This is a genomic window from Paraburkholderia sp. CNPSo 3076 (assembly GCF_026343935.1).
Classification (GTDB): Bacteria; Pseudomonadota; Gammaproteobacteria; order Burkholderiales; family Burkholderiaceae; genus Paraburkholderia; species Paraburkholderia nodosa.
Genome location: NZ_JAPMAL010000003.1, coordinates 423,135 through 437,690, shown reverse-complemented (window position 1 = coordinate 437,690; position 14,556 = coordinate 423,135). Strand labels below are relative to the sequence as shown.

8 protein-coding genes are annotated in these 14,556 nt (G+C 65.4%); 1 reads left to right on the top strand and 7 read right to left on the bottom strand.

The genetic code is table 11. The features are described 5' to 3' along the window. The 3 genes from M3A49_RS05820 to M3A49_RS05810 form a co-directional block, all read right to left on the bottom strand. A partial coding sequence (locus M3A49_RS05820) for a hemagglutinin repeat-containing protein (protein WP_266227820.1) occupies positions 1–7,302 on the bottom strand: 7,302 nt, incomplete at its 3' end. Positions 7,303–7,491: 189 nt separating this feature from the next. Then, positions 7,492–7,812, bottom strand: a complete 321-nt coding sequence (locus tag M3A49_RS05815; RefSeq protein WP_254353488.1) for a helix-turn-helix domain-containing protein — start codon at positions 7,810–7,812, stop codon at positions 7,492–7,494. 11 nt (positions 7,813–7,823) lie between these two features. Beyond that, a complete protein-coding gene (locus tag M3A49_RS05810) occupies positions 7,824–9,296 on the bottom strand; it encodes a PLP-dependent aminotransferase family protein (protein ID WP_254353694.1) in 1,473 nt (490 codons plus the stop codon). 190 nt (positions 9,297–9,486) lie between these two features. Here M3A49_RS05810 and M3A49_RS05805 point away from each other — a divergent pair, with 190 nt between their 5' ends. Next, the gene (locus M3A49_RS05805; RefSeq protein WP_266227819.1) at positions 9,487–11,808 is read left to right on the top strand and encodes an FdhF/YdeP family oxidoreductase; all 2,322 of its coding nucleotides are present in this window, start codon (positions 9,487–9,489) and stop codon (positions 11,806–11,808) included. A gap of 55 nt (positions 11,809–11,863) precedes the next feature. Here M3A49_RS05805 and M3A49_RS05800 read toward each other — a convergent pair whose 3' ends face one another. The 4 genes from M3A49_RS05800 to M3A49_RS05785 are packed head-to-tail and all read right to left on the bottom strand — an operon-like array spanning position 11,864 to position 14,550. Further along, complete coding sequence (locus tag M3A49_RS05800) at positions 11,864–12,229, bottom strand: response regulator (RefSeq protein ID WP_028229743.1); 366 nt, start codon at positions 12,227–12,229, stop codon at positions 11,864–11,866. A gap of 40 nt (positions 12,230–12,269) precedes the next feature. After that, the gene (locus M3A49_RS05795) at positions 12,270–13,256 is read right to left on the bottom strand and encodes a chemotaxis protein CheX (protein ID WP_266227818.1); all 987 of its coding nucleotides are present in this window, start codon (positions 13,254–13,256) and stop codon (positions 12,270–12,272) included. Between the two features lie 17 nt (positions 13,257–13,273). Then, on the bottom strand, positions 13,274–13,807 hold the full coding sequence (locus tag M3A49_RS05790) for a hypothetical protein (RefSeq protein WP_266227817.1): 534 nt from the start codon (positions 13,805–13,807) through the stop codon (positions 13,274–13,276). Next, positions 13,804–14,550, bottom strand: coding sequence for a methyl-accepting chemotaxis protein (locus M3A49_RS05785; RefSeq protein ID WP_266227849.1), 747 nt, complete (start codon positions 14,548–14,550; stop codon positions 13,804–13,806). Before M3A49_RS05785 ends, M3A49_RS05790 begins: the two co-directional genes overlap by 4 nt. Positions 14,551–14,556: the final 6 nt, after the last annotated feature.

The window sequence follows — 14,556 nt, the reverse complement described above, 5'->3', positions numbered from 1 at the left end:
GCCGCCGCCCTGGCTGATCGTGAAGCCGCCGCCCGCGCTGCTCTGGTGCGCGGCGCTGTTCGTCACGTCCTGCACACTCGCGATATTCAGGTTGCCGCCCACGTCCGCGATCACCTTGCCGCCGTTGATCTGCGAGCCGGTGACGTTCGTGTCGCCGCCCGAGATCACCGTCACGCTGTTCACGCCGTTCACGTGCGAGGCATTCTGGATCGCCGCGTCGCTGTTCGCGTCTCCGTGCGCGTTCGCCATCGCAGCCGACACACCAAAGCCGCCGGCCAGCGTGTACTGCACGCCAACGCTCGCGCTACTGGAGCTGTTCGAACTGCGCGTCGAATCGGTGTTCGTGGTGTTGACCACGTTCACCTGGTTCTTCGCGGCCAGCAGCACGTCGTTCGCACTCACGTTCGAACCGGCAATCGTGACGTTGCCGCTGCCGGGTGTACCGTCGCCCGTTGCGACGAACGCCGCCGTGCCGCCCGCCGCCACGTTCGAGCCTCGCTGCGTCGTCATGTCCTCCGACGACTGGCTTTGGCTCTTGCTCGAACCGATGCTCACCTTGATGCCGATATCGGGCTTCCCACCATCGGCAAGGGCCTTCACCCCCGTGCCTGCCATTGCCGCATCGCTACCTGCCGCAATCGCATGCAGTGCCGCCGCGCGGTCATTGCCGCTGCCCGCAGAATGGCTGACGGCGCGACCTTCCGAATACGCGTTGTTGATCGCATCGCCAACCGAACCGGCGAGGCCAATCGTCAGGCCGCTGCTGCTGGTCCTTTGCGTCTGCGCCCGCTGGGCGGTATCGGTGGCCGAATCGATGATGATGTTCGACGCCATCCCCGTGACGTTGCCACCCGCCAGCAGGTCACTACCCGTCACATGCAGCGTATCGCCCGCCTGGATCGCCAGATTCCCGTTGATCGACCCGACCGTGCTCGCGTGGTTCGTAACGCTCGACTCCTGGTCGGTCGTCGCGAGCTTGCTGGTGCCGACCGTCACCGTCAGGCCGCTCGTGCCCAGGCCAGTGCGCTTCTCCGCATAGCTGCCCGAGGACTGCATGGTGTCCTGCGACGTGCCGATGTTCACGTCATGCGTGGCAGCGAGCGCCACATCGTTCGTCCCGACAACCGTGCTGCCGTTCACGTTGATATCGCGGCCGCCCGAGATCGACACGCTATCCGCCGAGATCGTGCTGCCCTGCGAAAGCGTGACGGTCGTATCGCGCGAACTCGCCACCTCCTTGCCGCTGACCACGTTGCTGTGGCTGTGCTGTTCCTGCGAGTTATCGACGTGTGTTTCGGTCGCCGCACCAATATTGACATCGCCCGTTGCCGCAAGCGCCAGCGTGCCCTTGTCCAGGTTGACCGAGCTGCCGCTGACGTCGATGTTCTTGCCCGACACCACCGCGAGCGAATCCCCGGCATTGAGCGTGGTCGCCGTCAACGCATCGTGCGATCTGTGCGATGACTCCGAATAGCTGCCGTGACCGTCGCTGCCGGAACTGTTGCTATCGACGGTCGAGGTTGCCTTCGCTGCATCGAGCGTGACGGCGCCCTTCGCTGCGATGGTGCCGCCGCCGCCCAGGTTGAGCTTCGCGCCGCTCGCCGTCAGGTCGCCGCCCACGCCAATCACCGACACACCGCCCACGTTCACGGTGCTGCCCGTCACACTGTTGATGTTCGTGTCCGACACGCCATTCGCGCGCTCGACCACCTTGTGCTCGCCCGTCTGCACCGTGCCGATATCGTAGTTGCCGCCTACGGCCATACCGAGATTGCCGCCGACATTGAGGTTGCCCCCGTGCTGCTCGAAGTTGCCCCCTGTGATGATCGCCGCATCGCCCGCCAAGTTCATGCTCGCAACTGGCCCCATCGTCGCGCTCACGCGCGTGGCCCCCGTCGCACTCACCTGGTTGAGCGTTTTCGTGGCCATGTCGAGGATCACGTTGCCGCCCGCGTTGAGCACAAGACTCCCGGCGTTCACCTTCGCTGAGGTCAAATCGACGTTGCCTGCTGTCGCCAGCGCCATGAGGCCGCCGCTCGTAAGCGCGCCGAACGCGTTGTTGATCGACTGGCCGTCCATCTGCATCGAGTTCGCCGCCTGCACCGTGCCGCTGTTCGTGAAGGTCTGCGCGTTCTTGAGGTCGATATCGGTCGCCGCGATGAGTGGCCCGTCCATGTTCTGCTGGCTCGCCTTCGCGAGATAGACCACGGGCACGAGCACCGACTGTCCGTCCACAAGCTGCGTCTGCATGATGATGATGTTGCTCGTGAGCTGCGCCACTTGTTCGGGCGACAGGCTCATGCCGAGCGGCAGGTCCAGCGACTTCGAAAGCGACGCGCCCGCCGCAAGCATCGCTTCATACATCGACTGGAGATCGGTATAGGGTCCAGGTACCGCCTTGCCGGTGAGCGACGTGATCTGGTTGCGCACGAGTTGCTGCTCGTAGAAGCCATCGCCCAGGCGCTTTTCGGTCGTCTGCGGATTGAGGCCAAGCTGTTGCAGGTAGTAGTCGCTCGATATGAACGCTTTCTGGTTCGTGAACGCCGGGTTCGTCTCGATCAGGTAGTTCACACCAGGCGTGCTCACCGGCCTGAAGAGGCCACCCTGGGGGATCGTGAGGTTTCCCAGTACGTTCTGTGCGGTCGCGCTCGCGATGACCGGATCGACCATACTCCCACCGCCCTTGACCGAGGCCGTGCCGCCCTTCGTGCCGCCGGCATTACCGCTCACCGCGCCGATATCCACACCGGTCAGCGACTGGCCAGCGGCAAGCCCGAGTGAGGGGATGCCCGCGTTGGCCGCCGTGTTGTCGATGCGGATGCCCGTACCAGAAAGCGTGCCACCCGCGACGAAGCTGGATTCGTAACCCGGCAACGCGTAGTTGCGGATATCTGCGGGCGCGTTGCACTTGCTTGCGCAGAACGAGTAGGTCCAGTCGGGAATGCTGCCGTCATAGTTGCGGTAGTGGTAGAACCCCGAGTACGTGACCTGCACGCCAGGCGCTGCCTGTCCCGTCCAGCTAACCTGGTCGAGCGTCATGGGCGCAGCAATGTCGCCAACCGCCGCGACCGCGCTCCAGTCATTCTGGAACGTGCCGACCGATGACGTGTCGAGCCTGCCGCCCGAGACGATCTGCGCCTGCGGACTGATGCCCGCAATCAGGTTCGCGACCGCCACGCCCGTATAGGACGTGTACATGTAGTCGCTATTCATCTGGCCGCCGTGCGGCGGGTCGATGTACACGCCGCCGATGCTGTTCGGGTCCGGCGTGTTGACCTTGCCCGTGCGGCCCGAAAGGCTGATGCCACGCTGCGCCAGCAGGTCAGGATCGACAGGCTGGTTAAAGCCAGTTGCGGTCACCTCGCGCCGCGTGTTCGTCACCTGGCCGGCGTGCAGCTCCATATCGCCCGCCGACTCGACCAGCGCCGACTGATTGCGGATCAGCGCCGCGTTGGTGTAGTTTCCGTTCGCATCCTTGCCGCCCGCCAGCACGACCTTGCCGAGTCCGTAGATCGCGGTGGTCGCCTGCGTGTCGGTGGCCGTGGTGTCGTCGCGGTTCTCGATATCGTTCGCAAGCAGCTCCAGCGTGCCGTTGCTGTCAGTTGCACCGATGAGCGCGGTTGGCCCCACGTTGCTCAGGCCGCGGTTCGCATTCAGCGACACGCTGCCGCCCACCATGGCGCCCGTGTTCTGCAGTGTGCCCGAGTGCGTGGTGAGCGTGCCGCCCGCCATCATGGTCCCGCTATTGAAGATATCGTCCGCGTTGACGCCGAGGTTGTTGGCCGCCTCCACCAGCGCCGCATTGGTGAACGTTCCTGGCAGCGTGAAGGTGAGGTCGTGACCGGCGTTGAACTGCACGTCGGCCGCGGGCGCGAAATCGCCCAGCATGCTGATCGCCACGTCATTGGCTGCGCTGTACGCGCCGCCGCCCGTGAGCGTCGATGCCCTCACCGCGAGGTCGCGGGTCGCGCCGATCTGGCCGTTCGAGTTGTTGATCGCGCCCGTAGTCGTGACCGTCACATCGCCGGTCAGGCCCGTGACGTTGCCGATTGCGCCGCTGGCGTTGTCCAGGTTATCGCCCGTCACCGTGACGTTCGCGCCGCTCACCTGCGCGCCCTGGGTGTTCAGGATCGACGACGCATTGACGTCGAGACTGCCGTTGCCCGTGACCTGGCCGCCCGCATTCAGGAGTTCGCTGCCGCCCCGGACAGTCGTGTCGCCCCTGCCCAGGTTGCCGATGACACCGCGCCTGTTGTCAGTGGACGCTGCCCGTACGGCGAGCGTGCTGGCGTCGCCTGACGCCCCGCTGCCGGACTGGATCTGACCGTTCACGTTCGTGAGCGCACCGCCGCTGTCGATGGAAGCGGAAGCGAGCGAGCGCATCACACCCTGCGTGTTGTTCAGGACACCCGAGATGGTGGCCGAGAGATAGCCCTGTGCGGCGAATACGCCCGACGTGTTGTCGAAGCTCCCCGCGTTCGCGACGAGTTCGCCCGCCGTGATGATCCTGCCGCCCACGTTCGAGAGCGCACCCGCGCCGTTGCCCGGTGCAATCGTGAACGTGCCCGTGCCGGCGTGGAGGATCGAGCCTCCGTTGTTGTTGAGCGTCCCGGGCGTGAGCGAGAAGTCGGTGCTGCTGGTTTGCAGCGTGCCGCGCGACGAGTTGTCGAATGTCCCGCTGATGTTCAAGGCCATCTGCACGGCGTCGTATTGCGTGATCGTGCCGCCGTGGTTCAGCAGGTCGGTGGCCGAGAGCGCGAGCTGGTTCGCCTCGATATCGCCTTCGCTGTTGTCCAACGTACCGGCGCTCGAGATCGTGAGGTTCGGCGCGACGACCTTGCCGCCACTGTTCGTCATCGCCCCGGTGTGGATCGTCCCGTTGGCACCCGCGCCAAGCTGGCCGTTATCGTTCGTGAGTGTGGCGCTTGTGACGTTCAGGTCCGTGTTCGACAGTACCTTGCCGCCGGTATTGTCCAGCGTGCCGCTGACCGTCGCCGCGACGCCGCGCTGACCGCTGACCGAACCGGTCGTGTTGTTGAACGAGCCCGCCTGGGCCATGACATTCCCGTTGCTGGTGATCGCACCACCGGCGTTCGATACCGCTCCCGCGCCGTTGCCCGCGCTGACCGTCAGCGTGCCCGTACCGGCGTGCGCAATCGCGCCTGCGTCGTTATCAACCGCTGCTCCCGTTACGCGCAGGTTCGTCGCGTTCGACGCGATCTGCCCGCCGTTCGAGTTGTCCAGTCTGCCGCCCGCGCTCACGGTCTGCGCGCTGCTGCCCGTCTGCGTGATTGCGCCGCCCTCGTTGTTGAGGTTTCCCGGCGTCGAAACGGCTACGGTGTCCGCATCGATGTTGCCCTTCGCGTTGTCGATGGACGCACCCGTGACCGTCACGGTCGTACCTGAAAGCTTGCCGCCTGCATTGGAAAGCGCCCCGGTCGCGGTAGCCGTCAACGCATCGCCCGCGCTCGCCGAGCCGCTGTTGTTCAGGTTCCGTGCACTGAGCACGGCGTTATGCAGTGCGCTGACCTGCCCCGCGTTCGTGAAGGTGTAGGCGCTAACCTGCACATTGCCGTTACCGCCGATCACGCCACCCAGGCCGTTCAGCAGCGTGCCAGTCATGCCGAGGTTCAGCCCGTCGCCGTTCAGTGACGTAATGCGGCCTGCCGTGTTGTCCAGCGACGTGCCGGACAGCGAAAAGCCCATCGCGCTCTGCATCGTGCCCTGGCGGTTGGCGATGGATCCGCCGCCGCGCACTTGCATTGCGCCCTGCGAGACGAGCACACCGCCCTGGTTCGACACATCGCCTGCCGCCGTCGCATTGAGCGACCCCTGTGCGGAGACGTTGCCGCCCTGGTTCGAAAGTCTGCCCGCGTCGAGCGTCACGGCACCGCCCGTCATCGCGCCGTGGTCGTTGACGAGCGCGCCCGTGGCCTGCGCGTTCACCGCACCCTGCGCGCTCGTCGTCGCGCCCGAGAGACTCAGATCGCCTGCGTTCGCCCTGAGCGACAGGTTGCCGTCCGCCGCCGTTTCGCTGCCTGCGAGATTCACCGATGCACCCGAAAGCGTCGCGTCACCGCCTGCGACGTTGTGACCCCTGGCCGCAAGCGCGCCCGACGAGACGACATTCAAATTCGCCGCCTGCGTCACCACGCCATCGCCGTTCACGCCCGCGGCGAGCGAACCGGTCGAATTCACCGACCCCGCGCCCACATTGAGCACGCGCTGCGCAGCGAGCGTGCCGCTATTCGTGAGATCGCCTGCGCTATTCGCTGCAAGCGAACCCTGCGCGTAAGTGGTGCCGGTGTTCGTAATACCGGTATTCGAGTTCAGGGCGACATTGCCGCTTGCAGTCGTGCTGCCCGTGAGCAGGACGCGGCCATCCGAACTCAGCGTGAAGTCGCCCGCCTGGGCGGCAATCACGCCCGCGTTCGACACGCCCACGCCGTGCTCGTTGGATGCCAGATAAATCTTGCCGGCGTACATACCGCCTAGCTGACTGACGTCGATCGAGACGGGTGCAGGAACGCCATTGCCCGCGATCGGTGTCGCCGCGAGCGTATCGTGATTGACGTTGTTCGCGCCCGCGATGACGTTCAGGCTGTTGGCATAGACTGCCGCATTGATTTGCACGGCTCTTGCCAGTAAATCCACCTGATCGACATTCGACGCGTTAAACCCGTTGCCCTGTACGGCGATATTGCCGCCCGTGACGTTGTAGCCCGTAAGCGCGCCGTTTGCGTCGAGTTGCGGGACACCGGTCGTCAGAACGGCGCGGTTCGTATTGATGAAGCTGCCACCGTTGACGGAAATCCCCGACGGGTTTGCCAGCACCACCGTGGCACGCCGACCTGCGACTTCGAGTGGGCCATTGAACTGCGAAGGGTTGGCACTGTTGACCTGGTTGACGATGATCCGCGCCGACTGGCCCGCAGCATAGTTCTGATTCCCGTTAATCTGCCCCGCCAGCCGCGTGTTCACGATCGTCGGCGAATTATTGAGAATCGCGCCGCGTTGCTGGACGTCGAACTGCGAGTAGGTGTTCATCGACACGCCAGCGCCCGAGGGGCGATTGACGTTCACCTGCTGCAGGCCATTGGGCGTGTTGATGACGCCGGGTGCATGGGCGCCCGAAGGAACGATCTGGGCGTGCGCGAGCAGCGGCGTCCCGGTCAGCAGCAACACGGCCGCCGCCACGGCGGCCTCGCCGCTCCCCCGCTTGCCACATGCCGTCGCGCTCTCTTCGACTGCGACGAGCATGTTGCGCGCACGGCTGAACACCAGCCTGTAAATCTTGTTCATCGTCGCCCGACACTTTCAGTTGGTCAGGCGATTCTGGTCAGGCGGCTATCTCAAAACACGTCAAAAATTGTCAAAGCGGCGATTGCGCAGGAGTTTCAGATTTGTCCTAGATGTATTGACCCGTTGCGCATGAACCGTGTCGCAAACCGACAACGGCAACACCGGGTTATGAACGAGCAAAGCGTCGCGCTACGCTTCGCCCTCGCCGAACACCTCCGCACAAAACGCGCGCCCCTCATCCGACAGACTCGCCGTGCCGGTTCCATCTTCGGCCTGCGTCGTCACCACCAGCCCGCTGTCCACGAGCGCCGTGAGTTGCCTGCGCAGTCCGCTCATCGGCACGCCAGCCTGCTTCGAAAGTTTCGCGAGCGACCACGCTCGGCCCTGCCGCTCGTGATGCTCACGCTTCTCGGACTCGGCGCGCCACAACTGCTCGAGCACCGCAATCAGCACCGGATCGACGCCCTGCTCGTCTGCGTCGTCGTCTTCGCGCTCTTTGTCTGCGTTCATCGCCTGTCTCCTCATGCCATCTTCGCGGCCATTTCGCCTAGCGTCTTCAGCGCGGCTTCGGTCTGCGCGTTCCATGGGTAGCTGTAGTTCAGCCGGATGTAGTGGTGGTACTCGTTGCGCATCGAGAACATGTAGCCGGGCCCGATGGTAATGCCCTGCGCGAGCGCCGCCTGATAGAGCCGCATCGAATCGACGCGCGGCGGCAGTTCCACCCACAGCACGTAGCCGCCTTGCGGCTCCGAGGTGCGCGTGCCCGCCGGAAAGAAGCGCTCGACCATCGCCCGCATGAGCCGCGCCTGTTGCCGGTAGAAACGCCGCACGCGGCGCAGGTGCCGGTCGTAGCCATCGTGGCGCAAGTAGTCGGCCAGCGCCACCTGGGGAACCGAGGGTGTCGTGAGCGTATTGAGGAACTTGAGTTTCTCGACCTGCGCGCGGTAGCGCCCCGGCAGCGCCCAGCCGATGCGGTACGAGGCGGAAAGGCTCTTCGAAAACGAGGCGCAATGCAGCACGAGGCCGCGCGTGTCGAACTGCTTGAGCGTCGAAGGCCGCGTCTGCCCGAAGTACAGCTCCTGATAGACGTCGTTCTCGATCACGGGCAAGTCGTGCGCCTCGGCAAGCGCCACGAGCCGCGCCTTGTTCGCGTCGGGCATGCGAAAACCCAGCGGATTCTGGAAGTTCGGCATCACCATGCAGGCCGCGACCTTCTGGCGCGCCAGCACGCGCTCCAGCGCGTCGAGGTCGATGCCGGTATCCGCGTGCGTGCTCACTTCGATCGCGCGCATGCCCAGACGCTCGATGGCGTGCAACATCGCGTAGTAGGTGGGCGATTCGACGGCCACCGTGTCGCCCGGCTTGGCCACGGCTTGCAGGCTCAGGTTGATCGCCTCGGTCGCGCCCACGGTGATGACGATTTCCTCGGGATCGACGCTCACGCCGTTTTCGGCGTAGCGCCGCGCGATCTGGCGGATCAGCTCGGGGTTGCCGGGCGGCAGGTCGTCGATGAGGTTCCAGCTCGCATGGCGGCGCGCGATGGCGTTGGCGTACTGGTTGATGCGCCGCCAGGGGAACAGCGCCGGGTCCGGGTACGGCGAGCCGAGCGGCACAGCGTCCTGCGCGCCGATGCTGCGCAAGGTGGAAAGCACGAGGCGGCTTACGTCCACGTTGGCGGGCACGGGTTGCCTCGGCGCGCTCGCGCGGCGCGGCTTCCCAGGGGAAATGGCGTCCTTGCCCTGGGAGCCTTGTGCGCCCACCACGCCGCGCCCTTGCGGCGCACCCACGCGCGCACGCACGAAATAACCCGATTGCGGCCGCGACTCGATCACGCTGCGGCTTTCCAGCAGCGCATAGGCGCGCAGCACCGTCTTGATGCTCACGCCGTGCTGCTGGCTCGCGCGCCGCACGGAGAGAATGCGCTCGCCAAGCCCGAACACGCCGCGGCGCACGGCGGCTTCGATATCGTCGGCGAGTTGCTCGTAGCGGGTCACGTTCGGGTTGCGTCCTATCAGGCGAAGGGGTGGGGCCACGCGCGCGAGGCCGATCCCGGCAAGTCTATGACAAAACGCCGCAACTGTATCCCTTGCTTTTTGGTTTTTCTGTGATCTCCGGGGGCACAGGAACACAGTAGCCTTGGGTCATCGGGCAGACCGCCCTGGAAAACGAAAAGCCAACCGCATCATGAAGAAGCCGCAAGGTCGCATCGAGCCGTATCACCACCCCGCCGCCGGCTGGGGCGCGCTCAAGCAGGTCGCCATCAACCTGATCAAGGAGAAGGTGACGGGCGGCAATTACCGCACGCTGCTCAAGCAGAACCAGCCCGACGGCTTCGACTGCCCCGGCTGCGCATGGCCCGACCGCGAGCACGCTTCCACGTTCGAATTCTGCGAGAACGGCGTGAAGGCCGTGGCGGCGGAGGCGACCAGCAAGCGCGTGACGCCCCAGTTCTTCCAGGAGCACACCGTTAGCGAGCTGATGGCGCAGTCGGACTACGAGCTGGAGCAGCACGGCCGCCTGACCGATCCGCTCGTCTACGACGCGCTGCAGGACCGCTACGTGCCGATCGAGTGGAACGACGCGTTCAAGCTGGTCGCGAAGCACCTCAATGCGCTCGACGACCCGAACCGTGCTGCGTTCTACACCTCGGGGCGTGCGAGCAACGAGGCCGCATTCCTCTACCAGCTCTTCGTGCGCATGTACGGCACGAACAACTTCCCCGACTGCTCGAACATGTGCCACGAGGCCACGAGCCGCGGCCTGCCGGGCACGGTGGGCATCGGCAAGGGCACGGTCACGCTCGACGACTTCGAGCACGCCGACACGCTGCTCATCTTCGGCCAGAACCCCGCGACGAACCATCCGCGCATGCTCGGCGAGTTGCGCGACTGCGCGAAGCGCGGCGCGACCATCGTCTCGATCAATCCGTTGAAAGAGCGCGGGCTGGAGCGCTTCGCGAGCCCGCAGCACACGCTCGACATGCTCTCGCCCAAGGGCGTGCAGATCAGCTCCGTGTTCATCCGCCCGCGCGTGGGCGGTGACTTCGCGCTCATCAAGGGCGTGGCCAAGCGCGTGATCGAACTCGACGACGAAGCGCTCGCGCAAGGCACTCAACGCGTGCTCGACCTCGATTTCATCGCGGAGCACACCGTGGGTTTCGAGGCGTTCGCCGCCGACCTGCGCGCCGAATCGTGGGACACCATCGTGGCCGAAGCGGGCGTGCCGAACGAAGAAGTGCTCAAGCTCGCCGATATCTACGTGAAGGGCCGTGCCGTCATCTCGACGTGGGGCATGGGCCTCACGCAGCACAAGAATTCGGTGGCGACGATCCAGTTGCTTTCGAACCTCATGATGATGCGCGGCAATATCGGCCGCCGCGGCGCGGGCCTGTGCCCCGTGCGCGGCCATTCGAACGTGCAGGGCGATCGCACGGTGGGCATCGAGGAAAAGCCCACGCAGGCGTTTCTCGACCGTCTCGGCGAGGCCTACGACTTCGAGCCGCCGCGCGAGCACGGCTATGACGTCGTCGAAACGATTCACGCGATGCTCGAAGGCCACGTGAAGGTGTTCATCGGTCTGGGCGGCAACTTCTCGATCGCCACGCCCGACACGCCGCGCACGTGGGAAGCGATGCGCGCGTGCGCGCTCACGGTGCACGTAACGACGAAGCTCAACCGCAGCCACCTGGTTCACGGCCACGACGCGCTCATTTTGCCCACGCTCGGCCGCACCGAGATCGACCTGCAAAACGGCGTGCCGCAAGGCGTGAGCGTCGAGGACTCGATGAGCATGGTGCACATCTCCTACGGCATGAATCGTCCCGCTTCGACGAGCCTGCTTTCGGAAATCGCGATCGTCGCGCGCATGGCGCACGCCACACTCGGCAGCGACAAGGTAGACTGGCTCGACCTCGCCGCCGACTACGCGAAGATCCGCGACGGCATCGAAAAGGTGTTCGACGGCTTCGAGAACTACAACGAACGCCTGAAGCACCCCGGCGGCTTCCACCTGGGCGTGGCCTCGCGCGACCGCGTGTGGAAAACGCCCAGCAACAAGGCGCAGTTCGTGGTGCACGCCATCGCGCTCGATACGCCCATTCACCGCGCGCGCGCCGAGCATGGTCCGCGGCTCATGACGCTCATGACCACGCGCTCGCACGATCAGTACAACACGACGATCTACGGTCTCGATGACCGTTATCGCGGCGTGTACGGCCTGCGCCGCGTGCTGTTCGCGAACCGTGAAGACATGACGATGCTCGGCTTCGAGCCGGGCCAGCACGTGGACATCACGAGCGTGTGGGACGACGGCGTGGAGCGCCACGTCGAGGACTTCATGCTGGTGGAGTACGACATTCCGCGCGGCTGCCTCGGCGCGTACTATCCCGAGACCAATCCGCTCGTGCCGCTTTCGTCCATTGCAGACGGCGCGGGCACACCGACCTCGAAGTCGATTCCGGTGCTGCTGAGCCCTGCCACGGCTACCGATCATGCCATCGCGGCGTGATGTCGGGTCTGAAGGCCCCGGCAATGGCCCCGGGGCCTTATTGCATGCGCTGTGCTTAGCTCGCGAGCTTGCGGAACGTCTCCAGCACCGCTTCGCCCTTGAACGGCTTCACGATCCAGCCACGCACGCCGGCCGCCTTGCCGCGCTCCTTCATGGCCGGGCTGCTTTCCGTGGTCAGCATGACCACGTTCACGGCCGTGTTCGCGAGTTCGCTGCGGATCTTCTCGACCATCGTGAGGCCGTCCATGTTCGGCATGTTCACGTCGCTCACCACGAGCTTCACGCCGGGGTTCGAACGCAGCTTCGCCAGGCCGTCCTTGCCGTCCACGGCCGTGTCCACGTCCAGACCGTTCTTGCGCAGAAAGCCGGCCACTTCGTCGCGCACCGTGCTCGAATCGTCCACCACCAGAATCTTTGCCATGTTGTCCCTCTCTGTTGCGCCGCGTAGGGCGCGCATTTGATCAAAATAATTCGAGTTCGCCGCTGGCCTGCTCATCAACGGCGGCAGCGGCGGCCTGCGCGGCCGTCTCGTCAAACCCTTCGCGCGACCAGCCGAGGCTGAACACGAACCGCTGGTCGATCACCACTTCGCGGCCCGTATTCGGGCACGCGAGCCGGTACTTGATGCACAACTGCGGATTGTCGGAGCCAAACGACAGATAGCGCCGCCGATGATTGATGAGCAGCGGCACCTGCACCTGCGCGCGGCCCCAACCCGCCTCGTCGGCAGCGTGCGCGTTACCCAGATAGCGGTTACGGAACGCCCCCCACACGAGATTCGTGAGTTCGGCGAGCACGCCGTTCACGTCGCGGAAGTCGCTCGCTTCGTCGCGGCCCGCGCGCGGCGGCAGCAGCTCGATCAGCGGCGCCTCCTCGGTCTGCATGAGAAGCCAGCCGCGGCACCATGCGGTCTCGATCGGAATCAGCGTCAACACCTCGCCGAAGATGATGCGGTCGCGCACGATGCTCGGCGTGTCCCAGTTCACTTCGAGCTCGGCAAAGAGGCCACGCAGGCGCCCGAGCGTCATGTCGGTGATGCCGTCCACGAGCGGGTCCGGATAGTCGTGCGAGAACACGTGCGCTTCGAGCGCAGCGATCAGCGTTTGGGGATCGCTTTCGTGCCAGCCGGCGCACGGCAAGCGGCGCAACGGCTCGGGCAATGCATCGCCGTGCCCGTTTGCCGCGCGCCGCAGCACGACGGGCAGTTCGGGGCGCTCCGCCTCCAGCGCGACGGCCACCGCCGCCGCGGCGTCGAGCGAGCCGCCAAAGTCCTCGCCCAGCAGCACGCCGCCGAGGTCGTAATGCGTCTTCAGCGCCGCCGAGAGAGCGTCGCGTCGAACCGGCACGCACACGCAATTGTGTGCGGCTGCGGTTTGCGCGATCGCCTCGGCGCGCTCCGTATCGCTTTCCAGCAGCAACAGCTTGCTGACTGGCTTGTTCGCGTTCATGTTTCCTTTCTCTGCCTTCAAAACAATTCGAGTTCGCCCGCGCTGTCGTGCACCTCGACCGCGGCGGTGCTCGCCACGAAATCGAGCGGCGCTTGCGTGCAAACGCACAGCGTGGCGCCGAGCCGGACGTCGTGATCGATCGTGAGCGCATACGACTGCACGTAATCCGGCTTCAGTTCGCGCAGATACGGCAGGCATCCACTGCTGAGCGCATAGGGCGTGGACATGCCGAGGTCGGGGAAATGCTCGACCAGTTGCTGGTTCATGGCCCCGCAGCACAGGTTGCAGAACTCCATGAAGCATTCGGTGAGCGCGCGCGAGGCGTCGCCCACGTAATAGCGCTGCGTACGCTCGTCATCTTCGAAGTGCAGGAGCAACAGCAGGCGGAACTGCATCGACGAAATCGTCAGCACGACCAGATGCTCGCCCTGGGGCGCCTCGCCCACACGAGGCTCGATCTCGCAGCTGTGCTGCGCGTCGGTCACGAGACGCATGCGCGCCGCCGCGAAAAAAATCCGCTCGATGCTGTCCTTCGCGTGCGTGCCGATCATGCGTGCGCCCCGGCACGCGTCGCTTCGAGCTGGTGATGCAGCTGCTGCGACGACGCTTCCACGCTCGCCAGCGTCGCCGCGATCATCTTGCCGCCCGCCTGAATGTCCTGGAACGTCGCCGCCGTGATGAGGTCGTTGCGGTTCAGGCTGTCACGATAGCTCTTCGAAAGGTCCTGCGAACGCGTGGCGAGCGAGCGCACTTCGCCCGCCACGATCGAGAAGCCGCGGCCGGCCGCGCCCGCGCGTGCCGCTTCGATCGAAGCATTGAGCGAGACGATCAGCACATGGCTCACGATCGACGACAGCTCCTGGTTCTTCTTGTGCATGTCGTTGTTCTGCGCCATCAGCGAAATCATCTGCTCGTGCCAGCGCTCGAACGTCGACGACATGAGCTTCAGGCGTGAGGCCTCGCTCGCGATACGCGCCGCGTGCTGCATGGCGTCGTCACGCTGCGACCGCTCGCCGGCGAGCGCCGCTTCGAGTGCTTCGGCCACGGACCTGCGCTGCGCGAGTTCCGCGCGCAGCGACTCGATCTGCGCAGCCAGCCCCTCGCGCTCGCGCACGGCGTCTTCCTGCTGCGCCGTGTGGTGCGCTTGAGCCTGTGCGAGCGCGGCCGCGTGCGCGGCGTCCTGCGCGCGCGCTGCCTCACGTGCCTGTGTTTGCGTACGCTTGCCCCACGCGACGGCCACGCCGGCTGCCAGGGCGACGAGCGCCGCGCCTTCGATCAAATACGGTAAGACCACTGCCAC